The organism is Carboxylicivirga sp. M1479, assembly GCF_007097485.1.
Classification (GTDB): Bacteria; Bacteroidota; Bacteroidia; order Bacteroidales; family Marinilabiliaceae; genus Carboxylicivirga.
In genome coordinates, this window is record NZ_VKDE01000004.1 from 251,639 (window position 1) to 277,117 (window position 25,479).

Genomic DNA, 25,479 nt, shown 5'->3' on the forward strand with positions numbered 1-25,479 from the left:
AATTATTTTGGAGTTTTATTTTTGAGGGAGCCTGTTCCTTTGTAATAGCGAATTCTTGTTGTAATTAAAGCTATGTTTTTTTAATAGGAATGTACAATCTTAGTGGGATGATGATAAAGAAAAGGTGGTTAATATGGTGTTTGATAATTAGTGTCTGCGGCCTTGTGTCTGCTCAAAATGTTGCATTTGAGTATTTAGGATTAAAGGATGGCATATCTCAAGTTTCTGTTACTTCATTAATGCAAGATGAGAGTGGACGAATTTGGATTGGAACACGGGATGGTTTAAATGTTTATGATGGTAATCGGGTTAAAACATTCAGACCAGTACAAGGAGATAAAACCTCTATTCTTGGACATAATATTAGAGCATTAAAGTTAGATGGTAAATACATTTGGGCTGCTACCAATAATGGTGTGTCACGCTTAAATACCAAAACACTGGAGTTTGAGCAATTTCCTTTTGATGGTGCTTTATCCTTATTACCCTATAAAGGTCGACTATTATTAGGTACAAGCCGGGGATTATTTGAGCTTAATCCCGACAATAAAGCCTTTGTACTAAAAGGTGATGTTTTTGCAAACAACTGTGCTATACGTGCCTTGAAAACCGATAACGCCGGCATGTTATGGATCTGTAGTGATGTTGGCTTGTATAAATATAATGCCAATAGCCAGGTAACGACCGAAATATGGAGTGAGAAAGTTAATACGGTTTATACCGACTCACAGAAACGAATATGGGTGGGTACCGAGCACGAAGGTGTTGTTTTGCTCAACCGTCAACATGATGTTATCAAGCATTTTAAGAATGATAATCACCCTAATAGCCTTGTTAATAACATCATACGTGCTATTGGTGAGGATTCGAAAGGTAATATTTGGGTCGGCACCTTTCTTGGTTTAAGCATAATCGATGGTCGATCATTGGAACTTGAAAACTACCAACAATCAGACGAACAGCATGATGCTTTATCGCATAATAGTGTTTACTCCATATTGCACGACCAACAAGGAACCATGTGGGTAGGAACTTATTTTGGAGGGATTAGTTATTACAATCCTGATTTTCATGTCTACAGGCATTTTTCTGCACGGCCCAATCATCCTCAAGGTGTCAACTACCATGTGGTTGGTAAAATGCTGGAAGATGGGGATAACAATTTGTGGATTGGCACCGAGGGAGGCGGCCTGGACTACTTGGATAGGGATAAGAACCTGTTTAAGCATTATTTACGAATTGAAGGTAAGCAAGGCTTGTCACATAATAATGTGAAGTCTTTGTGTATGATTGAAAATGAGCACCTTTTAATTGGAATGCACCTGGGAGGACTTAACCGTTTAGATATTAAAACCGGCAAGTTTATTAACTACGTGCATAACCCAGAGGATAGTACCTCATTGCCATCTAATGTTGTAAATTCCATTATCCCTTACGATAATTATTATCTACTAGGTACACATGATGGAATTGTTAAGTATGATGCAGTCGAACAAACCTTTGAGCCATTTATTACCGATAAAGAAGCCAATGCACTTATTGGAGATGTTATTTTCTGTTTGTTTGAAGATAGTTTCGGTAAACTATGGATAGGAACAGAACGGAATGGTCTGTGTGTATATGATGCCAAAACGAAGAAGCTGAAGCGTTACGTTAACAATGGTGAGCCCAATTCACTAAGTGCTAATACCATCAATTGTATTTTTGAGGATCATCAATTCAGGTTGTGGGTTGGTACCTTAGGAGGAGGGCTGAATCAGTACATCCGGGCTGAAGATCATTTTGTGAACTATTCACGCTTGTCCAATCAGTTACCAAGCGATTTTGTCTATGGGATTCAGGAGTCGCGCTATGGTAACCTGTGGGTAGCCACCAGTAAGGGTTTAGTACGCTTCGAAATTGAGAAAAATAGGTTTTATAGCTATGAGTCCAGCAATGGCTTTCCCATTGAGGAGCTGAATGATGGATCCTTGTACTTAACCAGCGACGGGGAAGTGTTTGTTGGAGGTATCAATGGTTTGGTATCATTTAAGGAAGAGGATTTATTAAAGAAATCGAGTGATTTTAGTGTGTTGTTTACAAGCTTGTATGTCAATAATAAGGAGGTTAAGCCAAATGATGAAACACGCATATTAAAGCACGATTTAGTTTTTACTGATAGAATAGAGTTGGAGCCTGAGCAAGATGTGTTCACAATTGATTATGCTGCTTGTAATTATATATCCACCAACCAAAGTCGCTACGAATATCAGTTGGAGAATTTTAATAAAGATTGGGTAAAGGCAGACAACCAAACCTCTGTTACCTATACGAACCTCGATCCGGGAACGTATACTTTAAAAGTGAGAGTGCTCAATAGTGTTGACGACAGTGTGGTAGATAGTAAGAGCTTAGAAATCATTGTTAATCCACCTTATTACCAAACGTGGTATGCCTATGTTTTTTATGTACTGGTGATGATTGGTATCATCCTTTGGCTCAATCAAATATATTTAAGTCGTGTACGTTTGGAGGATAGCCTGAAAGGAGAAAAACGAGAGAAGGAGCAAATCAAAGAGATGAACCAATCAAAACTTCGCTTTTTCACCAATATATCGCATGAGTTCAGAACGCCTCTGACGCTTATTACCGGTACGCTGGAAGCTATACTGGAAGATACCAAAACATCGGCGCGTAATTATAAAAAGTTATTGACTATTAACAACAATGCCGTTCGTTTAAATAACCTGATTACCGAACTTCTGGACTTTAGAAAGATGGAGCAGGGCTACTTAAAGCTTAAGGTCTCGGAATATAAGGTGGCAGGCTTTCTCGATGAGATTTTCCAATCTTTTGTTGAGTATGCGCATTACCATCAGGTTGAGTACGACTTTAAAACACCACCGCCATCACTAGCTCTTTGGTTTGATGGGCAGCAAATGGAAAAAGTATTTTACAACCTTATATCCAATGCTTTTAAAGTAGTTGATGAGTTGAAAGGCAAGGTCATTGTAGAAGTCATTGAACAGCCTGCTTTTATTGATGTTGTTATATCGGATAATGGTCCAGGCATGCCACCCGAAGGTGTTGATAAGATTTTTGATCGCTTCTATCAAATTGATAAAGTGTCGGGCAAAACAAGTGGACAGGGCAGTGGTATTGGTTTGTCTTTGTGTAAAGGTATTATAAAAGAGCATCAGGGAGAGGTTTTAGTTGATAGTGCTGAGGGCGAAGGAACTTCATTTACCGTTCGCTTAAAGAAAGGCAATAAACACTATACCGAAGATGAGTTGGTACTAGAGAAACCTCAATTGGTAATTGAGCAACCTCAGGTATTGGATACAAAAATGCTTGAAGAGGATGAGGAGTTGCCTGGTGCCGCCGAAAATGCTCCCAAACTGTTGTTGGTTGAGGATAACACAGAGGCAAGGGCTTTGTTGCACGATATATTTGCATCGCGCTACAAGGTTATTGAGGCCGAAGATGGCAGTGTGGGCTTAAATAAAGCATTAGAAGAAGAGCCTGATTTAATCATATCAGATGTAATGATGCCTAACATGTCAGGAACGCAGATGTGTGCCAAATTAAAGCGTAATGTTCAAACCTGCCATATTCCTATTGTTTTGTTGACAGCTCGTACTGCCATGGAATACAAGATAGAAGGAGTTGAAACTGGTGCCGATGACTATATAACCAAACCATTTAATGTGAAGCTGTTGCGGGCACGTGTTAAAAACTTGCTTCAGAACAGAACCATTGTTAAGCAGAAGTTTAAGCAGGATCCCAAGGCAGAAGTGAAAGAGTTAGCACATAATTCGATTGATCAAAAGTTATTGGAAAAAGCACAGTCTATTATTGAAGAGCACATTGACGATACCGAATTTGATGTTAATGATTTTGCCAAGGCATTAAGTTTAGGACGTACACGTCTTTACTCCAAGATAAAAGGAATAACCGGGCAAACACCCAATGATTTTATCTTGTCAATACGCTTGAAGAAGTCAGCTGAGTTATTGCTGTCAAACCCAGAAATGAACGTGTCGGAAATTGCTTATGCTGTAGGATTTGGTACACCACGTTATTTTAGTAGATGTTTTCGCGAACACTTTGGAGTAACGCCGTCTAAATATACCGCAAGCAATAGCTCAGGTGCCGAAAATGCTGACTTTACGGAGAGTGCTGATCCTTCTGAAGAAGACGTTTAATCAGCAGGTGAAAAAATAGAAAAGTTACCGAATGTATTATATTGAACGACATGTGTACAATATGTACATTCCAATTGATGGTTTATATGCATTTTGCAAGCGTAAATCAGTACAAATCAATTTATGAAGAATATTAAAAAATACTTGTTGGCTGCTGGGGTATTGGCTCTGACCTCGGTTGTAAATGGACAAGAGAGTGCACTTTGGAACGAATTTAAAGCTGCACAAACAAGTAATAAAGTAGCAGAGTTACCCGATTTTTCTTATGCCGGATATCACCATGGCGAAAAAGGTATTCCTGATGTTACGCACCAGGTTTTTAACGTGAGTGATTATGGTGCAGTGCCCAATGATGGCAAGTCAGATAAAGAAGCCATTCGAAAAACAGTGGCGGCCGCTGTTAAAAATGGTTCCGGCATCGTTTTCTTTCCCAAAGGTCGATTTTTGGTTAACGAAGATGATGATGATCAAAAACCAATTGTTATTAAAGGAAATAACATTGTATTTAAGGGTAGTGGGTCTGGACCGGATGGGACTGAGCTTTACATGAAAAACTACTTGCCGGCAAAAGACCCTAAAAAACTTTGGACATGCCCTTATATGTTTCAGTTTACCGGCGGTGGAGCTGAAAAAGTATTGGCCGAGGTAACGCAAAGCGCTCATCGTGGTAGTTTTGAACTAAAGGTGAATGATGCATCTAAGATTAAAGCAGGAGATTGGGTTGTTGTGCGTGTAAAAAATAATGCACCTGACCTTATAGAGCATGAAATGTGTGGATGCCACGTTGATAAGGCATGGACCTCATTGCTAAATAAAGGTGTGTATGTTAATGAATACCACCAGGTGAAATCAGTGAAAGGTAAAAAACTGGTTTTGAAAGAGCCTTTGATGCGACATGTTAATGCAAAGCATGAGTGGAACATATTAAGTTATGCGCACTACGAAGAAGTAGGTGTTGAAGATTTGGCGTTTATTGGAAACTGGCAAGACGATTTTGTTCACCATAAAGATTACATTCACGATGGCGGATACTCGTTATTGAAGTTTTCGCGCTTGGCTAATAGTTGGATTCGTAATTGTCGTTTCGATGATGTTAACCGTGTGGTAAGTGTTAGCTTATCGTCCAATGTGTCGGTTTTAAATTGTTTAGTGACCGGTACCCCAGGTCATAATTCGGTTAGCTCATCCAGTTCAACACGTGTATTGGTCGGTATTTTAGATGATCAATCATCACAATGGCATGCACCGGGTGTTTCAGGAGCATCCATAGGGTCAGTATTTTGGCGAGTTAAGTACAATGAAGATACTAGTTTTGAAACCCATGCTTCTCAGCCACGCGCTAGTTTATTCGACTGTGTGGAAGGTGGATTCTTCCTTGGTCGTGGAGGCGGTGCGCGTCATAACTTACCCAATCATCTTGAGCATCTTATTTTATGGAACTACAAAGAGTTAGGCGAGCCTGAAACCGATTTTGAATTCTGGTCATCTAAGACGTGGTTTTGGAAAATTATCCCCCCAATTGTGGTCGGGTTTCATGGTGCCGGAACAACTTTTAAAGAAGATCAGATTAAGGTGTTGGAATCTTTAGGAACGCCAGTCAATCCTGAATCGCTTTACGAAGCACAGTTGGAACTGCGCTTAGGTAAGCTGCCACAGTGGTTAATTGATATCAAAAAATAATAGTTAAGTATCAATGGCACCTAAGCGTTTTGCTTGAATGTATGTAAAACTTGGATTTTGAATGGCCTCAGCTGGTGAGCCAAAAAACAAGGTTGATCTGACGTTTAAAAATTGATTATTGTTTGAGCCTTTTGAAGGAACGAAAAAGAGCGAGTTTAATCAATTTCAGTCAATCAAGTGTAGCTTTTTTGAGCGAAGCAGGTGCAGCCTTGATGTTTTTTCCTTAGTTTTTGTCATCAAGAACAAAAAGTAAGTCGGGTTTGGGCGAAGCGCCAAATTAATTAGTACAACATTATTAACATATAAAAGATAATATCATGAGGTTATTAACAATATTCACGCTCTTATTATTCGTTAGTGCTGGTGTTTATGCCAATAAGCCAGTAAAAGTTAAGGTATGGCAAGATGCTTTTGTTCAGGGAGGAGAATCAGCTGACGAAGCTATGGGCACTACTACTGATGGACGTTTGCGTGTAATGAACTCTAAGGAAGATACCAAGTATGCACGTACGGCTTTTTTGCAGTTTAATCTTAAAAAAGTGGAAAGCTTCGAAAGCGTTGATTTGAATATATGTGTAAGAGTTTACCGCAGTAAAAAGGATGATGCCACACAGTTTGCCCTGAATGTTTACGGATGCGACAATAACAAGTGGAGTGAGTCGAGCATTACTTTTAATTCTCAACCCGAAAAGGGAGAGTTGTTAGCTACTCAAACTTTGGAGGCCAATGAAGATAACCAGTGGATGACGATTTCCTTGCCGAAGGAAAAAGTGATGGACCTAATGAAAGCGAGTAAGAAAGGAAAGTTAACACTGGTATTAGCCAATGATGATTTTAACCGCACCAGTATTGAGATTGTATCAAAAGAACGAACTTGGAGTAATGGCATGCCAGCCAAGCGCGATGCGTATTTGAAGTTTAAGTAAATCAGTATACAAACCATCGAATTTAAGGCTTATCCGCAAGGGTAGGCCTTTTTTTATTTGTACAATGTCTAATCATCGTTCTATTTGAATAAATTTAGCTGCTCGATGTACAGATGTGACCATGTATTGACCTGATGGCTCTTACTTTTAAGCCAAATTATTAAAGAAGCGTAAAAATGAAAATTAATCAGCTAGCAAATCGTTTAAATCTATTTGTTTTAATCGTATTTCTGATGGGCACAAATATGTCCATTATAGCTCAAGAGTTTGAGCACGAAAAATTGTGGTCGTTTGAAGATGTCAAGCAGAAACAGTGGACTTTATCAAAAGGAAATACAATATCATCAAGCGAATCCCATTACAAACATGGCGAAAAGTCACTACGATGGTCGTGGAAAAAAAATGGCAATATCACCTTGCATCAGGCAATTGGTTTTGAACCGTTTAATCCTGATGGTGAGAATAAATCCATCCCCTCATTCGCAGTTTGGATTTACAACGAGCAAGCTGTAGACGATCATATTACCTTTGTTTTTGGTACCGATGAAACAGATAACTGCCAATTCTCATTTGGACTAAATTATAAAGGCTGGCGTGCTGCCTGGGTATCTTATGAACGCGATATGGAGGGAATGCCCGTTAGTTCAATGAACAGAATGCGCATCGAAGGGCCTAAGAGTATTCAGAAAGGGCAGTTGTTTATCGATCACATGTTTCTATGTCAGGCGATCGATAGTCGTCATCATACACCCGATCAGCAAGTGCCATTTGTGAACAAGGGTACCACCAGTAATTGGCTGATTCAGCAGGCTGCCAGTTTAGCCGAGCCAGATATGGACTTGCCATCTGGTATTTCCAAGGCAGATCAAAAAGCTTTTAAAAATATCGAGAAGCGTTTTCAGGACGACATACTAAAAAAGCAGACTGTGAGTGATAAGACAGTCGCTTCTTTGCAAAAGCAATTTGAGAGCTACGGCATACAACGTAAAGGGAAACACATTATAGGTTTGCCAATTTGGTTTGGCCGTAATGCTGAACTTTACCTGCCCTACATTACGCATAAACAGGCAAAAACATTCTATAATGCCACGCATCAGAATGTTAAAAGCTACTTCGATTTTATGATGAAAGTAGCAAGCGCACATGCAAATAGTTCAGACGTAAATCAACAGCAAGCATTGGAAAATATGTTCATTGATCTTTATGATCACATGATTGACCAGGGCTTTGCAGCAGGAAGTGGTTTCGGTACGATTCACCATTATGGTTATAACTGGCGAAATTATTACAGATCCTTATTTATTATGCGCGATGTGCTGGCCCGAAATAAACGCTTATCGGAAGCTGTTGAAGGCATGCAGTGGTTTGCAGCCCTGGGTGAAGTGTTTGAAAAACCTGTAGGTTATGGCATGGATATGGATGCTTTTAATACCCAGGTTATGGGGCGTTTGGCTAGTGTTTTAATTATGGATGATAGTCCTCAAAAGGTTCAATATTTAAATTGCTTTTCACGATGGATTGATAATGGGCTGATGCCGGCACCCGGCTTAAATGATGCCTTTAAGATTGATGGTTCGGCTTACCACCATGCCAATCATTACCCGTCCTATGCAACAGGCGGATTGACTGGTGCTGTTCGCATGGTTTATTTTTTGAATTCAACTCCTTTTCAGGTGAGTGAAACGGCACATGACAACCTTAAAAAGGCCCTTTTAACCATGCGTTTTTATTGTAATAAATTGCATTGGCCAACATCCATGTCGGGGCGACATCCCGAGGGAAAAGGAAAATTGGTGCCTGATCATTATGCTATATTGGCCAATGCAGGTTCTCCCGATGGGCAGGATGCAATCGATCATGAATTGGCATCGGCATTCCTGCGTTTATCAGCAGGTAAAAAAAGTAAATACGCCAAGGCGTTTATAAAAGAAGGAATTGAATCAGAAGCTACGCCAACCGGCCACATTACCATGCCATACGCTTGTTCTTCTGTTCACCGTCGTAACAATTGGTCGGTATCAGTACGCGGACATTCGCGGTACCTGTGGGCTTCGGAGCAATACTTAGGGGCCAACTTATATGGCCGCTACCTGGCACATGGACAGCTGCAGGTGATGGGTGCTGGCGACCCTGTAACGCAAACCTCTAGCGGTTTTGTGCAAAAAGGTTGGGACTGGAACCGTTTTCCTGGTACTACCGTTATTAATTTACCTCTTGATGACTTAAGAGCAGATATTCGTAATGTTGATCAGTTCTCGGGATATGAAGAGATGTTATTCTCCGATGAGGCTTTTGCCGGTGGTGTTCATGCCAAAAATAACAATGGTGTTTATGCTTTTATTTTGCACGAACACGATAAATACCAGGGGAGTTTAAGAGCACGCAAGTCCTACTTCTTTTTCGATGATTTAATTGTTTGTTTAGGTTCAGGAATTGAAAATGCCAACGCTGAGCGCCCAACTGAAACTGTTTTATTTCAGAATCATATGGCAGAAAATGATCCTGCGATACTGATTAATGGCGAAGTGTTCAAAAGAGATGATGAGCAGTTTAAGGCACAATCATCATGGATGATGGATAATAAGGGCAATGGTTATTTGTTACCTGAGGGCACAATTTATGTGAAACAAGGCCTTCAACAGTCGCGTGATGAAAGCAGCGAAAAGCCTACTGAAGGAAGTTTTGCTGCTGCGGTTATTGAACACGGTAAAGCACCTAAAAATGCCAGCTATCAGTATTGTGTGCTACCAGCAACGAGTGTTGAAACCCTTAGAGAAAGATCGAAAAACCCATCGTATGAGGTAATAAACCAAACATCTGACAAGCATATCGTTTATAACAAAGAAAGCAATGAAACTGGTTATGTTTTTTATGAAGCAGCCCAAAATAATGCGGATGGCCTTATAAAAAATACGAACCTGCCATGTATAGCTATGGCGCAGCAAACTGATGACGAACTGGAGCTTAACCTTGTTAACCCTGACTTAGCTTTGTATTCTGGTCCGGCTGATGAAATTTATAAAGATGGCAAAAGGGTGGAACGTAGTATTTATTCGCGTCCATGGCGTCCAAGTCCAAGTCAGGAAACTGTATTAGAACTTGAGATAGTGGGTAAGTGGAAAACAACAGACAAAGCTGTTCAAGTGAAACTACTGGAGAATGGGAACACATGGCTTAGTGTTGTTTGCCAGCATGGTTTAAGCGAGCAAGTTCGCTTGAAAGAAATGAAGTAATTGAATCGAATGTTTTTAACAGGGCTGATCAAACATCACTTGGTCAGCCCTTTTTTTGTGACAATCCATTGTGATGTACTTCTTTTAGCGAGATAAAAATACGGAATGATTAATCTTTGGGAGTATTACTCCTAAAAGCGAATGAAATTTAGAACAGAGAATAAGTATTGCTGACAGGAGGACTTAAATTGTAACAGGAATACTTGATTTAGTAACAGGAGCTCTAAATCACGAACAGGAACTCCAAATCGTGAACAGGAGCATTAAATCACGAGAATTCAAACTTCCTGTTCAATATCTATACTCCCTGTTGACTGCAATGATGTTCCTGTTAATAATTTAATAGTCCTGTTAAGTTTAATCTACATAAAAAGGGCTGGTCAATATTTGCATTGGCCAGCCCTTTTATTTAGCAGATAGGTATTGTTATTTAAAACTCACTTGACTCGGGTAATTCATAATTCTTATGGTCTTTCTTAATTTCTTCGTGCCACTCAAAAAAGCGTTTGGTCATTTTTGTCACTAACTCAGGGTGTTGCTGAGCCAGATTAACTTGTTCGCTGATGTCATTTTCCAAATTGTATAATTCGTATGCATCGCTGCGGCCCTGGTAGCGCAATTTCCAGTTTTGATAACGTACTGCCCATCCGGTATTATCGCCATTGTAGGTTCGGTCGTGTCTGGCTAATGCACCATTCGGATCATCATAAACCAATGGTTTACCTGTTAAATGAAAGCCGGTCCAAAAAAGCCATTCGTGTGGATTATCGGTGTTTTCACCAGTGATGTACGGAAGTATATTTTTACCATCTAAGTGTTTTTGAGGCAGCTCAATGTTTAAAGCGGCATGTAGCGTTGGAAAAATGTCCATGCCACTCACTGTTGGCTCATAAACTTTACCTTCTGGTAGGTGATTTGGCCAGCTCAATACAAATGGCACACGAATACCACCTTCTTCAAGTATGTATTTATTTCCTTTTAAAGGCGCATTGTCAGCATAGGTTCGTGGTGATCCGCCATTATCAGAGATGAAAAGTACAATGGTGTTATCGTCAAGGCCCAGTTCTTTTAATTGACTGTTTAACGCGCCAATAGCATCATCTAATTTGTTGAGGTGGTACAAGTAACGTGGTCGTCCTTGAGGCGTATTGGGGCCAACGGTATTAACGTACCACTCCAGATATTCGTCCCAGTCACCAGTTGATGGATCCCAGTCTGGTACCTTATCTAAGCCCATAGCTGTTAAGTCATCCTCAGGTATTTGGTGGGTAAATAAATGCACAGCATTAAACGATACCATTAGGAAGAACGGATTGTCTTTGTGCTCATCAATATACTGCAAGGACTTATCCAATATTATATCTGTTGAATAACCTTCCATATCCACCTGTTGGTCGTTATCCCAAAACGGACCAATGCCCAGGTGGTTGGCCATTTTTGTGGTGAAGCCATCCCTATCGCTTTGTTTGTGTCGGTTATAATCCATGGTGCCACCCTCTTTACCAAAGAAATAGTCAAAACCATGCGATGTGGGAAATCCTTTATGTCCGGGACCAGTAACAGGGCCATAGTGTGTTTTACCAACCATGCCTGTTTGGTAACCATTGGCTCGCAGCTGTTCGGCCAGCGTTATCTCACTATCAGGAAAGTTAGCACCGTAATTATACACGCCCCAACGCTGTTGCTGACGACCCGTTAACATAGCCATGCGCGAGGGACTGCAAACCGACATGGATACATAGGCATTCGTGAAACGGGTACCTTTTGATGCCAGTTCATCCAAATGTGGCGTTTGTACATCCTCAGAACCTCCATATGCGCTGAAATCAGCATATCCCTGATCGTCGGTGACAATCATTAATATATTGGGTCTAGAGACTTTCTTTTTGCTGGTATGGATGCATCCATTTAATACCTGTAACAGTAAACAGCTTAAAATAAATAGGTGACTAATGTATTTTCGTTGCATATAAATAGGTTTTTAATTATCGTATTGAAATAAGCTGTCTGATGGACAAAATAGCAGCTAATGCCTGTGGAATGAATTCGTATTTAATCAGTAACAATCTCAAAATCTTTAATCAGGCAGGCTGCATATTCACCACCAGTACCTCTTATGCGTAAGCCCAGGTGACCTCCGCTATAAGGTTTCGGATCTTTATATTTTAGAATTGTCTTGCCATCAATTTTTAACCAGATGGTGTTCTTCTTTCGCCCAACTTCTATGGCGTAATACTTGCCCACATGCATTACATTATTCTTGGCAATGTCAAGCATCATACGCTCATCGTCAAAGCGTCGTACAAAGGGAGGATAATTATGTGCGGCATTGTGAAAAGCAAAAAAGTAATTGTCGCATCCGCCCGACCAGAATTTGATGGTTCCATCATAGTCATCCGCTATTCTTAGGTCGGATGATGCACCATGGTCCGACGCTGATAATATGGCCACTAGCACGGTGGCAGGTGTTAAGGCCATAGCTTTGTAACGCATCATCACATTTTCAGAGTAACTGACAGGGCTGATAAGACCTACGCCTTTGCTACCCTTCGGATTTTCTTTTAGCAGGTACTGTCCATGCCCTTCTAGTAGTTTGGTGCCCTCACCATAAAATGTCCACTCATCTAGTTGTTTAACCGATTCTTTGTCTTGGGCCTTTGTTAACGATAAAAAGAGTAAGGTGATGGATATGAGTAATAGTGATTTTGTCATGATTTATTGGCTTAGTTGGTATACTTTGAAATTATCAATACTCATATGGTTCTTATAGGTTCGAATACCAAAGTAACCCTCGGTATAAGGCGTGTCATCCCTATAATTGTAGATTAACTGCTCGTTACGGTAATATTGTATTTGACCATTATATACAAGCAAGCGAATGGTATTGGTTTGATTGGCGGTAATCAGGTATTTTTGATCACTCAGATCATGCTCTGGAAGACAGGGCCGGTCACCACCTCCTGCATATTTACGAAAACGGGTTTTGCTGTTGTCATGTCCACCCAAGCCTACATAATATAATTGCATATCATGATAATTTTGGAATTTTCCTCCGCGCAACTCTGAGTTATCAAAGAAATTTACAGAGTTGAGATCCTTGGCCATCCAAAAACAATTAAGATCTGACACTCGGTCATTAGCACCTCCCTTATCAATAACAATGGCATCATATTCAATTAAAACGTTGCCTTTCAGTTTAGTGTTGAACCAAACCGTACAGCCATTGACATCATCAATGTCCATGCTATTATTAACTAGTTGTACAGTGCCACCCTCTCGTTGCTCCACCGTCCAGTTATCAAGCTTACTATTGAAATTGTCGTGGTAGAGTAGATCGGCATGGTAATCATCATTTCCTAAACGGATGTTCTTTTTTTGATGATTGGCACATGAGCTGATAAGAAGCAGCAAGGCCATACATATGAAGCTAGTTGTTGTTTGCATGATAGCGTAATTTTATCAATGATTGAACTAGGGGCAAAAATACGTTTACACAATAAATAGCCATACTCTAATAATTCAATGAGTGGTTAATATTGTACTCCGGTCATGATTTTTAGAAAAATAGCCCAAATACAGTCCATGTAGATATTGTTTTTTTTTGTACGTTTGAGCATTCCTATCCCCGGTAATATTGTTGCGATTCTACACCTGCTATTCTAAGCAAAAGGTTCATGTTGTTATTTCAGATTATAGCATATTTATCTGAGTTTATTTGTGTAACTAATAGACTTACAGTGATTAGTGGTCGTGTGTTTCAATTGTTCAATGTATGATATTAAACCTATTACGGACAATTGAACACCTTAGAATAAGATGTCACCTCTACTTTTGTGATGTTGATAATTGTTAATTGACGTTAAAAATTATCAAGGTTAGAAAGCAGTTAATCGTAACAAATAAATCTAAGCGTAATGAAAAAAGTAACATTCCTGTCGTTGTTAGTATCGTTAAGTTTATTCTTAGCATGCCAAGAAGACACGTTTATGGAAGATTCGGAGATGGCCTATTTGCCACCAACTGAATTAGAATACCTTGAAGTTTTGGAGGCCCGCGATGGTCAACGAGTAATCACTTTTCCACCAGCGGTTAATACTGGCGGTTTAATTCCTTACTTTGAGTTAGTGCGAATAACCAATGCCGAGGGAGCTGAGTTAGGTGAGGAGCATCTTAAATTTGTTTCTATAGCTAACCCCGAGAATGATACAATCACAGTGAACGATGAAGGTGATAGAGTGCCGATTGTAAAATATAAAGATGCAGGAACTATTACTATTGAGGGAGACAATCCTTTTACTTTTGGCGATTACTATTTTGACATAAAAGTGATCACCTCACCGGATGATGCCGTGAACAAAAGAGAGACCACTTTTGAAAAGGGATTTCATTTAAAGGTGGGTCCAGCATTGGTAACAGCATTAAACTATCGTCCGGTAATGCAAAATCTATTGTTAGATGGATCAAAGCAAACAACTGCACCGTATGTATCACAAGGAAGTAATCCTGATATACGTTATGAGTTAGGCACGCACTCCGATATTTTTACCATTGATGCTGCTACAGGTATTATTAAGTTAGTAGCAGGCGTTACACCGGCCGAGGATACCTACTATCCACAGATTAATGTGATTAGTAACATTAGTGAAGAAGTGGTTTCTTATCAAGGAGAAAGCACCATTGCCATTGTGGTTTCAGAAGAACCAGCAGAATTAGAATTGCAAACCATCAATCTGTTTTATGCCACTTTAGAAGCGCCAAGTCCAGTTTACGGATTCCAAAAGTTTATCACTCAGCAAGGAGCTATTTCAGAAAGTGCGACATGGATTGCAGGTGCACCTTGTAACTTAGCTGGAGATGATCGATTAGAAAGTGCTGCTTCAGCCAAATCAATTATGACCAATATTGTGGTGAGTAAAAAGTCACAACCACATACTTCATGGGCGGTTATTAATCCTCAAAATTTAGCTAATTACAACCAAGGTTATGAGTTAACAGCTACTTTCTGGACCAAAAACCAGTACGTTGAATACATGACAGATAAAGAAGGACGAACACCAACCAATCTTGAGATATATGTATCAACCGACTTTACTAATGATGTTGAAGCGGCTACGTGGACACAAGTGAATGATGTGCTGAAATGTGAGATTAATAATTCGGGTAACACATTTATTGGTACTCCATATCCTGGAGATCAAAAAGGTGATAACCCTGATGGGCTAAAGGATTTGACTAGAAATGCCGATAGCAAATGGGTGAAGAACGTACTTGATTTGGAGGCCTATAAAAACGAAAAGAACTTAACCGTTGCTTTCAAATTCGCTTCTTATTTTGAGGGTGAAATTGTAGGAGCCACTGGTAGAGGTGGACGTTATTACATCTCAGATGTTCGTTTTGATGCTAAAGAACAAGCGCAAGAATAAGCAGTATTCATAATTCAACAATTGCATTATTCAAAAGGAGATGCTTGGTAGAACCAGCGTGTCAAAAAATTAAAGAAGAATAAAATGAAAAATATACTTTCAATATTAATAATACTATGCGTTTCTATGTCGCTAATGGCACAAAAACGCATCACAGGTGTTGTCTTAGACGACACCGGATTACCTTTGCCAGGGGTCAATATCATGATCAAAAACACTTCTACAGGTACCATTAGTAATATGGATGGTGAGTTCGTGTTGAGTGGAGTAAAAAATACCGATATCATCGTTTTCTCATTCATCAGTTTTAAAGATGTTGAGCTAAGTGCTGAGGGTAAAAGTAAGATATTCGTAACGATGGAGCCCGAGTCAATAGGCTTAGATGAAGTTGTGGCAATCGGGTACGGAACAACCACCAAGCGCGATGTAACGGGTGCTGTTGCTAAAGTAACACCCAGCGACCTTACTAAGTCGCCAACAGCCAACTACGACCAGGCATTAGCTGGTCGTGTAGCAGGTGTGCAAGTGTCAGCTGCCGATGGTACACCCGGTGAGGGCTTAAACATTGTGATACGTGGAGGTAACTCCATCACGGGCGATAACTCACCATTGTATGTGGTAGATGGTATTCCTTTGGAAGACTTTGATCCTGCAAGTATTAGTTCCAACGATATTCAGGATTTTGATATCCTGAAAGATGCTTCTGCAACGGCGATTTACGGTTCTCGTGGTGCCAATGGTGTTATCATCATCACCACTAAAAGTGGTCGTTCCGATGGTAAAACGGATGTGTCAGTTAATGCTTCGGCAGGTATTCAGTGGATACCATCACGTTTAGAGGTGATGTCGCCATACGAGTATGTGAATTATCAAAAAGAAGTTGCTTATGCCAAAGATGGTTATAACCCATCAGACAATGTGAGGCAATTTTACAAGCACTGGGAAGATCCTGAATTATACCGCGATGTGGAAGGTACAAGCTGGCAGGATGAGATATTCCAAGCCTCTACTATTCAAAACTACAACGTGTCATTAAGTACCGGTAATAAAACCACTACTTTATATTACTCGGGTGAATTTCTTGATCAGGAAGGTACACTTATCCATACTGGTTTTACCAAGTTGATTAACCGTTTAAAATTTAGCCATAAGATTAATTCGAAGGCCACAGTAGGAGGTACCATGCAATACTCTTATAATAACCGTGAGGGTATTAATATTGCTGGTAATAACTATACCAGTATCATTAAAGATGCCATTACGTTCCGTCCAGTAGAACCAAATGTAAGCGATGGTTTAGACGGTGGTGTTGATTTAACTGATCCAAACGACAGACGCTTTAATCCGGTTAAAACACTGACCAATACCGAGCGTAGTCGTCGTCAGGATGTGGTGCGCAGTGATTTATACTTGAATTATAAAATCACCAAAGACTTAACATTGCGTTTAAGCGGAAACTATCAGATTGACAATAGAAAAGAAACATTATTCTTTGGTAAAGATACCCGTGAGGGAACAAGAGGAAATGACGGTATTAACGGTAGTGTTACTAATCGTCGTTACCAAACCATGTCAACCTCTAACACTTTAAACTACCAGAAAACACTTAATAAAAGTCATAAAATTGGAGCACTTGCCGGAATGGAAATTCAGGACCGTGCTTATGGTTATGGCAAAATGAAGAACTCGCAGATTCCAACGGATGCCTTTGGTATTGATAAATTAAATATTGGTACGGCACCATCAATCCCGGAAACCTACAAATCAGGAAATAGCTTATTATCATATTTCGGACGTGTTAACTATAGTTATAAGCAGCGTTATTTGTTAACAGCTAACTTCCGTGCCGATGGATCATCCAAATTTACGAAAGAAAACAGATGGGGTTACTTTCCATCGTTCTCGGCCGCGTGGCGTATTGGCGAAGAGGGTTTCGTGAAAAACCTGGGTGTCTTCTCTAATTTAAAAGTCCGAGGTGGTTGGGGTTTAACAGGTAACAACCGTATTGGTGATTTTGCTGCCTACAACCTCCTAGATGTTAGTTCGTCAAGTGGATACACATTTAACGAACAATATATTCCTGGTGCCTACCAAAGCAACATGGGTGTGCCTGATTTACGTTGGGAAACAACATCACAAATGAACGTAGGTATTGACATGGGCTTCTTCAACCAGCGTATTCAAGCGGTAGTTGATTACTACAAAAAGAATACAAGTGATTTATTACTGTATGCCGAGATGGCATTAAGTACAGGTTTTAACCGAGTGCAACAGAATGTTGGTGAAGTAGAGAATCAAGGACTTGAGGTAAGCTTGAACACGGTGAATGTTAAGAATCGTAATTTTACATGGAGAACATCGTTCAATATCTCGTTCAATAAAAACAGAACGGTAAAGCTTAACAGTGGGCAAGACGCCATTTATACCAACCCTGATTGGTCAAGCAGCTACAACGAGTATCAATACATTACGCGAGTTGGTGAACCGGTAGGTATGATCTATGGACTTCAGTTTGAACGCTTGTACCAGTTCGAAGATTTTAATTGGGACAACCAAACGCAAACCTACATACTAAAAGATGGTGTTGGCGATAATGGTGCCATGCCTGTTGCTCCTGGTAGTATCATGTTCAAAGATCAGAATGGCGATGGAACGATCAATGAGAAAGATCGTGTGATTATTGGTAACCCTCACCCAGATCACTTTGGTGGTTTAACCAACGATTTTAAATGGAAAAATATTGATTGTCAAATATTTTTGCAGTGGTCGGTAGGTCATGACATTTTAAATGCCAACCGTATTGAATTTGAACAGCCACAAGCCAAAACCAATAATGGTTTAGCAGGGATGGCCGATTTATGGACACCTTACAATACTGATACAGATGTTAACACCATTCGTTACCAAACAGTATATGGTAAGCCACCAAAAGGAAACCAGGTTGATGATCGTTATATTGAAGATGGAAGTTACCTGAAATTAAAGACTGTTTCCTTAGGATATACATTGCCGCAATCACTTCTTTCTCGTTGGGGATTCAAAAAGTGTAGAGTGTTTGTATCAGGACAGAATTTGTTGACATGGACCAATTACTCGGGTTATGATCCTGATGTGTCTGTTGGTAAATATGGTGCTTTAACACCTAACTTGGATTATTCTGCTTATCCACAGAGCACAACTGTTTCAGGTGGTATTGAGTTAGTATTTTAATTGATGAATAGCTTTAAAAATAAAGATATGCGAACAAATAATATAAATAAGGTAATATTAGGCTTACTGGTACTTGTGGGTTTTGCCTGTTCCGACATTTTGGATAAAACACCAGACTCAAACTGGATGGTGGATGATTTTTATTCTGATGATACAGAGGCACAGTTAGGCATGGCCGGTATCTATTCATACCTGGGTGATAAAGCGGTGTATGGTTCTGATTTCCCTACCGTTTTTGATGCGGGTTCTGATGAAGGGTACTATAACCGCCGTTATAATGAAAACTGGACAGTGGCTCTTTATCGCCATACGGCAGCTGACTTAATGGTTGAGAAATTATGGACACAACTTTATGCTTGTGTTAATGCGTCTAATATGTTTATCGAGAAATTGGATAAAGAGGCTTTTGAAGAGGATGCTTATAACCGCTACATTGCTGAGGCTAGATTTTTGCGCGCCTTTGCTTATTCACAGCTTGTGAGCTGGTATGGGCCTATTCCTTTGCGTTTAACCTATTCTAGGGATCAAACATCCAACCATGTGGCGGCTTCAACCGAAGCGCAGGTGTATGAGCAAATAATCAAAGATTTTACTTATGCCTACGAGAAATTACCACATGCGCAAGATGCCGATTATGTACCAGGGCATGCCAACAAAATGGCGGCACATGGTTTATTAGCGCGTGTTTACCTGAAAATGGCCGGCTATCCTCTATTAGACACCGAGAAGTTTGAATTGGCGAAAGCGCATTGCGACTCTGTTATTTTAGATGATTGGCATGCATTAAACGTGTCGTCTGATGATCAGGGATACCGCGACGTGTTCATGACATATATTCAAAATACCTATGATTTGGAAGAGTCTATTTTTGAAATCTCATTTACGAATCTTCGCGATTTAGGCTTGCAAGTAGGTGGTAAAGTAGGAAATATCAATGGCGTAGCCTGGAATTATGGTGGTGAGGGTTACCCTTTTGCCTATGCCATGCTTAATGCCTCACCAGTGGTGAAAAATAGCTATGCAGCTGAAGATGCCCGCGCTCAATGGAACGTGAGAGCTTATCGTAATAAAGGTGGAAATATCGACACGGTAAAAACAACCATGGATGCCGCTTATTGTCCAACTAAGTTCCGCCGTTGGGAACCTACCGACTGGAGTGTGTTAAACACGAAGCCTGATAATGGACAGATCGAATCGTATGTGGTCTTAGAGCCAATCGCCTCACCTAATAAAAACTATACGGGGATTAATTTTCCAATTCTGCGTTATTCCGATGTCTTATTAATGCATGCAGAAGCCAGTAATGAAGTAAATGGAATGCCAACCACAGAGGGAATTGCCAACCTGAATAAGGTACGCTTAAGAGCGGGACTTGAGTTAATTGAGATTGCTTCACCAGAGGCTATCGCCACTAAGGAGGCCTTTCTGACCGAGTTGCAAAATGAACGTTTGCGCGAGTTCTGTTTCGAGGGCCTACGTAAGCAAGACCTAATTCGCTGGGGTTTATTAGGCAAGCGTTTAGAGTTTTTAAATGCCACCATAGAGGGAGATCCTAATTTTGATGCTAAGAATGAGCAGCACGTAAGTTACATGCGCGCCGGTTTGAATTACGATGAAACGAAACACAACACATTACCATATCCATTGCAAGAAGTGAGTATTAATAACTTGCTCGACCAAAAGGACAACTGGTAATATTGTTATTTGATTGATAAACGAACCGAAGCTTATGTGTATAAGCTTCGGTTTTTTTATGTACTATTTTGTAATAGTCATGCTCTAAGGTAGTTGTGGAATGTTGACTGTACAATATGTTACCCTAGTTTGTACAAATCAACCCTTAACTATTCTTGATGTCCAGTAGTTTAGCAGCTATTAAATCAACAATAAATCTATCGTATTATGAAAAAACAATTACTCTTAATTACAGCCTTGTTTTTAGCTGTAGTTTTTAAAGTTTCAGCTCAAGAAACAGTTATTTTTTATCCCGATTTTAGATATGACTCAAATAGAGGATTTACCAAGCACAACATTACAGTTGGTTCGGTTGAGAGTAATCTCTGGAGCAGAACAACCAACCTAGCTAAATTACCTGAAGACGCAGAACTGGGATATACCCGAAATGCTGAAGCAACAAGTATAACAGCCAAGGGGTATGATGGTGTTGGAGATGCTTATGGTGTTACAGATACCTATGCAGTTATTGATGGTGTTGATTTGTCGGCTTACCCTCAGCATCAGGATTTCCAAGTGACTTTCTTCAATTTAGCAGAATATGGTTTGGCTAACTTTTCTAAGTTCTCCGTCCTTATTTCTGATAATTATACCGATGACCCCACAACAACAGTTTGGGAGGATGTAACGTCTCAATTAGACCAAATTGATGATGAGGTTAATTACAATGGTAAATGGACCAAGTCGACATTAAATTTAAATGCCTGGCGGGGAGCTGCAAATTTAGTTTTAGCATTTCGTTACCAGGTCCTAAAGGCTGGTGTCGTTGATAAGGAAACAGATGTGACACCTGAAGTAGATCGTCCTGGAGCATGGCGCGTTTGCGAAGTACGCTTTACGACCACGGCCAAAGATTTAACGCCTGTAGCTGAGTGGCAATTCGATAATTTTAATTTATTTGAAATGGTTGATGTTGTCAGCACCAATACGCAGGGTTGGAAAAGAACAGAGAACCTTAGAACTGACCTAGTAGAACCACAGGGAGAAGATTATAAGTCAATTCAGGCCAGTGCTGTATACGGCAATGGAAGTGAGAAAGATGTATCACCAACAGAAGCATGGACTGTTTTAAATGCAGTAGACTTTACTGGTTATTCAAAAGCCTATTTATCGTTTTGGGGAATTAGTCAATACAAAAAAGGTGGTGATTCTGAACTAAGAATTAAAATGTCAACGAATTATACCATTAATCAGGCTGATCAATTAGGTGCTTTATCCGCCGCCACATGGGTTGATATTACAGATGCTTTTAATTTAGATGAATCTCTGGGCTATGACCAAACATGGGTTAACAGTATTGGTGAAGTGGATGTTGATCCTTTAAACCCAAACATTTCATTCGCATTTGTTTATACCTGTTCAGATACTTATGCCGATGTTAATGGTACGAATTCTTCTTTAAGAGCGTCTACATGGAAAATAGGGGATATAAAAGCGTCTATTGATCCGAAGGCAACCAGTATTGCAGGTGAAGCTATACCTGAGTCACAAGCACCTTTATTTTACCCTAACCCGGCACAAGATTATTTAATGTTACGTAACGATGTGCAGCAGGTAGAGCTATTTAATCTAGGTGGTCAGAAAGTAAATGTTAACTATAATGGTGGCTCACGTGTTGACGTATCATATTGCTCACCAGGTGTTTATTTGGTGCGCATGGTGTTAGACTCTAAGGAAGTGAAATCAAGTAAAGTAATTATAAAATAATAGCAGGTAATTATTAAACTGCTAAAAATTTACAGAACGATTCTTAGCGTGAGTATGCACGATGAGGATCGTTCTTCATATACAATAACTGTAAATACTAACTGGATGCGTTTAGGATTAATCTTTCTTTTTATTATTGCCTCATGCAGCATAAAGGCTCAAAACTACTTGGGACTTGAAGCGAGTGTACCAAATAACTGGTCGGCTACCGATAATGGTTTAAGTATCTCTTCTCGCCATTATAAATTGGGCTCTAGTTCTGTTATGTGGAACTGGAGTGAGGGAGCTCAGATAAATATTGAATCACCAGCAGGCATGACCAATGCTCTTCAAGAGTATAAGGGTGGTATGATGTTGTGGGTATATAATGAGGATGCTAAAAACGCCGATTTACAGTTTCAATTTAAAAATGCAGCAGGGCAGGTACATTACCATTTTAATTACCACATCAATTTTACCGGTTGGCGCGCTTGTTGGCTCCGTTTTGATGAAGATATGTTTGGTAGCAAGGCTGATAAAGACCTGACTAGGATAAGCATAACGGCTCCTGAAGGACATGGTGGCGGTACTTTATTTTTCGATCGTATGAAGTTTCCGGATGAACGTGTCAATGACCGTGTAACACCCGATGCTCAGTTGGATTATATCAACCCCGATATGAACCATAACCATTGGGCGGCATTGTGGTACTGGCAAGCAAACTACCAATATGATATGCCCTTACCTGCTTCATTAAGTGCCGAAGAAATATCCGACTTAGATGATATTAGGCAGCGTATTACTGTTGCTATTGAAGGAAGCGCACCCACATCTACCCGCATTAACCAACTACGCGATGAATACGACGATTTGCAGATTCAAAGAACAGAATATGGCATAGTAGGAACGGCGTTTGTTTCGGAAGATGAGCACGAAGCAAGTAACAACGACAGGTATTTCGATGAGATTGATGATTTACTATATGATATAGCCAAAGCATGGCACCACAATCAGGAGGTGGGTTTTGATCAACTATTTATTAATATACTCGATTGGTTATATGATCAAGGGCTGACAGTAGGAAGTGGATTGGGAACCAACCATCATTATGGATACCAGTTTCGTGGTTTTCCAAAGGCTATTTGGTTAATGCAAGATGCTCTTAAGGATGCAGGAAAATTCAATGAGGCCTTTGAGATGATTCAATATTGGACGGGTGTGCCAGAAATAAGACAAGCTCCTGATGCCTCAAATTTCCAGGGTATTGTAGATGCCTGGAATACCATTATAAATGGTCGCTTAATGGCCATTATGCTGCGTGATAATTCGCCTGAATTGTTGCGTGACATGCAATCTTTTGCTCGGTGGATGAACGCCAGTATGCAGCACAGTGTTGGTGTGATGGGTGGTTTTAAACCCGATGGGGCTGGTTTCCATCATGGTATGATATATGCCGGATATATGAATGGTGGTTACGGTGGTTTAAGTGAACTGCTCAGTTATGTTGGGAATACAATTTATAATTTGTCGGATGAAGCACGAGCTAACTTCAGGCAGGCACTCGATGTGCACGCCTGGTATGCCAATCATCGTTCAATAGTGAATAGTGTGTGCGGCCGCAAGCCCATGGATCAGGAATTGGGCACGGGTGCCATCAATGGCTATGCCTACCTGGCAAAAGCAACAGATCCAATTGATGCCGATGCCGCGTCTCAATACATGCGCCTTACCAAGTATAAAAAAGACTTGTACAATGAGTTTAATGCCCTGGGCATAAAAGCCGCAAGTGCACCAACAGGTAATATGAGTATTAATTATGGCGCGCTTAACTTACACCGTCGCGATAACTGGCTGGTAGCTATCAAAGGCTTTAATAAAATAGTGACAGGAACAGAAATCTATTCATCAAACAACCGCTATGGGCGCTACCAAAGCTACGGAACTGTACAAATATTAGCATCAGGCAGTACAGTGAGCGCTGTTAAGAGTGGTTTTGTTATGGAAGGGTGGGACTGGAGCCGTTTTCCTGGCGCCACAACAATTCACCTGCCATATGATTTATTGGATTTGGCAAGTAGTAAAATTAATGAACGTTCATTAGAGTCTGATTTTGCAGGTGCGTGTTCTCAAGATGGGAATGGGGCCTTTGGCATGCTTCTCAATGAGAATGGTCATACTAATTATACAGATGACTTTGTGGCTCGTAAATCAGTATTTGCTTTCGATAAATGCATTATTTGCCTGGGTAGCAATATTACCAACAGTAATGCAACTTATAACACTGAAACAACACTTTTTCAGGCTGCCCTAACAAATACATCGGAGAGCATAGTAATTGATGCCAATACCATTACTCAGTTTCCTTTTAGTCAAACATACCATATCAATAATCCAATAACAGTAATGGATACGAAGGGGCAGGGTTATTATGTGCCCGAGGGAACGCTTAAAATTAGTAAAAGCAATCAAGAGTCGAGAAATGACAAAAACAGGAGCATTAATAATGGTGACTTTGCCACAGCTTGGATTGATCATGGTAAAGCACCGGGAAATGCCGGCTATGAGTTTGCCATACTAGTGCAAACGAACAATGCAGAATTGACACAGTTTAAGAACGATATGGACTCTGACAATGCACCATACGAAGTGATTCAGAAAGACCGTGTGGCACATGTAGTTAAAGACCACGCTACCTCTACTACTGCACATGTCATTTTTGAAGCCAACACGCCTCTTTCATCTCAGTACATAGCAAGCAGCAATTTCCCTTGCATTATAATGGTTAAAAATGATGCCAATGGTGAGCTCAAGCTTAGTTTTGCCGATCCATCGATCAACATGCCCGTGCCCGATGGTTTAATTAGTGATGATGAGGTAAAAGAGCGTTTGGTGCAAGTGACACTCAACGGTAACTTCTCTTTATCTAATCCGGCCAGTAATTGTCGAGTTATTGATAACATCAATAATACAACTATTCTCGAGTTTACTGCCATCCATGGATTAGCCATTGATATTAATTTGCAAAAGAACACCTCTGCAACGCTTGCTGGAGAAGATGATTCAACAGGTAGTAGAATAAATGTTTATCCTAACCCTGTTTCCGATTATTTAAATTATAACCAGGTTGTAGGTGCAAGTAGCGTGTCGGTTTTATCACTCGATGGTCAGTCAATGCTACATTGTGAGCCCAACGAGCCCATATATGTTGGCGTATTAAAGCCAGGTATGTATGTTTTACAGGTGAACTATAAGAATAAAAAGGAGTTTGTCCGCTTTGTAAAAGCATAGCTAAAATTACACAAAGTAAACCCAGTTAATAGAACTCAGTATTCCCAAATACATAGTCCGATTATTTTTACAGGTTAAAAGAGGGTGTCTGCTAGTTGGACGCCCTCTTACCAAA

The 25,479-nt window shown here is 40.1% G+C and carries 12 protein-coding genes; 9 read left to right on the top strand and 3 right to left on the bottom strand.

The annotated features are described in order from the left end of the window. Nucleotides 1-107: 107 nt before the first annotated feature. From FNN09_RS04510 to FNN09_RS04525, 4 genes are all read left to right on the top strand, one after another. The gene (locus FNN09_RS04510; RefSeq protein WP_185968868.1) at nt 108-4,184 is read left to right on the top strand and encodes a hybrid sensor histidine kinase/response regulator transcription factor; all 4,077 of its coding nucleotides are present in this window, start codon (nt 108-110) and stop codon (nt 4,182-4,184) included. 123 nt (nt 4,185-4,307) lie between these two features. Next, on the top strand, nt 4,308-5,864 hold the full coding sequence (locus FNN09_RS04515; protein ID WP_143300291.1) for a DUF4955 domain-containing protein: 1,557 nt from the start codon (nt 4,308-4,310) through the stop codon (nt 5,862-5,864). Between the two features lie 317 nt (nt 5,865-6,181). After that, nucleotides 6,182-6,790 (top strand): DNRLRE domain-containing protein, encoded by a 609-nt coding sequence (locus FNN09_RS04520; RefSeq protein ID WP_143300292.1) that lies wholly within the window; start codon nt 6,182-6,184, stop codon nt 6,788-6,790. Between the two features lie 176 nt (nt 6,791-6,966). Continuing rightward, nucleotides 6,967-10,023 (top strand): chondroitinase family polysaccharide lyase, encoded by a 3,057-nt coding sequence (locus tag FNN09_RS04525; RefSeq protein ID WP_143300293.1) that lies wholly within the window; start codon nt 6,967-6,969, stop codon nt 10,021-10,023. 430 nt (nt 10,024-10,453) lie between these two features. Here FNN09_RS04525 and FNN09_RS04530 read toward each other — a convergent pair whose 3' ends face one another. The 3 genes from FNN09_RS04530 to FNN09_RS04540 form a co-directional block, all read right to left on the bottom strand. Continuing rightward, nucleotides 10,454-11,992, bottom strand: a complete 1,539-nt coding sequence (locus FNN09_RS04530; protein WP_143300294.1) for a sulfatase — start codon at nt 11,990-11,992, stop codon at nt 10,454-10,456. A gap of 83 nt (nt 11,993-12,075) precedes the next feature. Then, the gene (locus tag FNN09_RS04535; RefSeq protein ID WP_143300295.1) at nt 12,076-12,735 is read right to left on the bottom strand and encodes a hypothetical protein; all 660 of its coding nucleotides are present in this window, start codon (nt 12,733-12,735) and stop codon (nt 12,076-12,078) included. 3 nt (nt 12,736-12,738) lie between these two features. Further along, nucleotides 12,739-13,467 carry a DUF6250 domain-containing protein gene (locus FNN09_RS04540; protein WP_143300296.1) on the bottom strand — a complete coding sequence of 243 codons (729 nt, stop codon included), beginning with the start codon at nt 13,465-13,467 and terminating at the stop codon, nt 12,739-12,741. A gap of 470 nt (nt 13,468-13,937) precedes the next feature. Between FNN09_RS04540 and FNN09_RS04545 the strand changes: the two genes are divergently transcribed. From FNN09_RS04545 to FNN09_RS04565, 5 genes are all read left to right on the top strand, one after another. Next, on the top strand, nt 13,938-15,446 hold the full coding sequence (locus tag FNN09_RS04545) for a hypothetical protein (RefSeq protein WP_143300297.1): 1,509 nt from the start codon (nt 13,938-13,940) through the stop codon (nt 15,444-15,446). 84 nt (nt 15,447-15,530) lie between these two features. Further along, the gene (locus FNN09_RS04550) at nt 15,531-18,656 is read left to right on the top strand and encodes a TonB-dependent receptor (protein WP_143300298.1); all 3,126 of its coding nucleotides are present in this window, start codon (nt 15,531-15,533) and stop codon (nt 18,654-18,656) included. Between the two features lie 27 nt (nt 18,657-18,683). Then, nucleotides 18,684-20,351 (top strand): RagB/SusD family nutrient uptake outer membrane protein, encoded by a 1,668-nt coding sequence (locus tag FNN09_RS04555; protein ID WP_185968869.1) that lies wholly within the window; start codon nt 18,684-18,686, stop codon nt 20,349-20,351. Between the two features lie 207 nt (nt 20,352-20,558). After that, a complete protein-coding gene (locus tag FNN09_RS04560; RefSeq protein ID WP_143300300.1) occupies nt 20,559-22,097 on the top strand; it encodes a T9SS type A sorting domain-containing protein in 1,539 nt (512 codons plus the stop codon). Nucleotides 22,098-22,202: 105 nt separating this feature from the next. Beyond that, nucleotides 22,203-25,364, top strand: coding sequence for a chondroitinase family polysaccharide lyase (locus tag FNN09_RS04565; protein ID WP_185968870.1), 3,162 nt, complete (start codon nt 22,203-22,205; stop codon nt 25,362-25,364). The last annotated feature ends 115 nt before the right edge of the window (nt 25,365-25,479 follow it).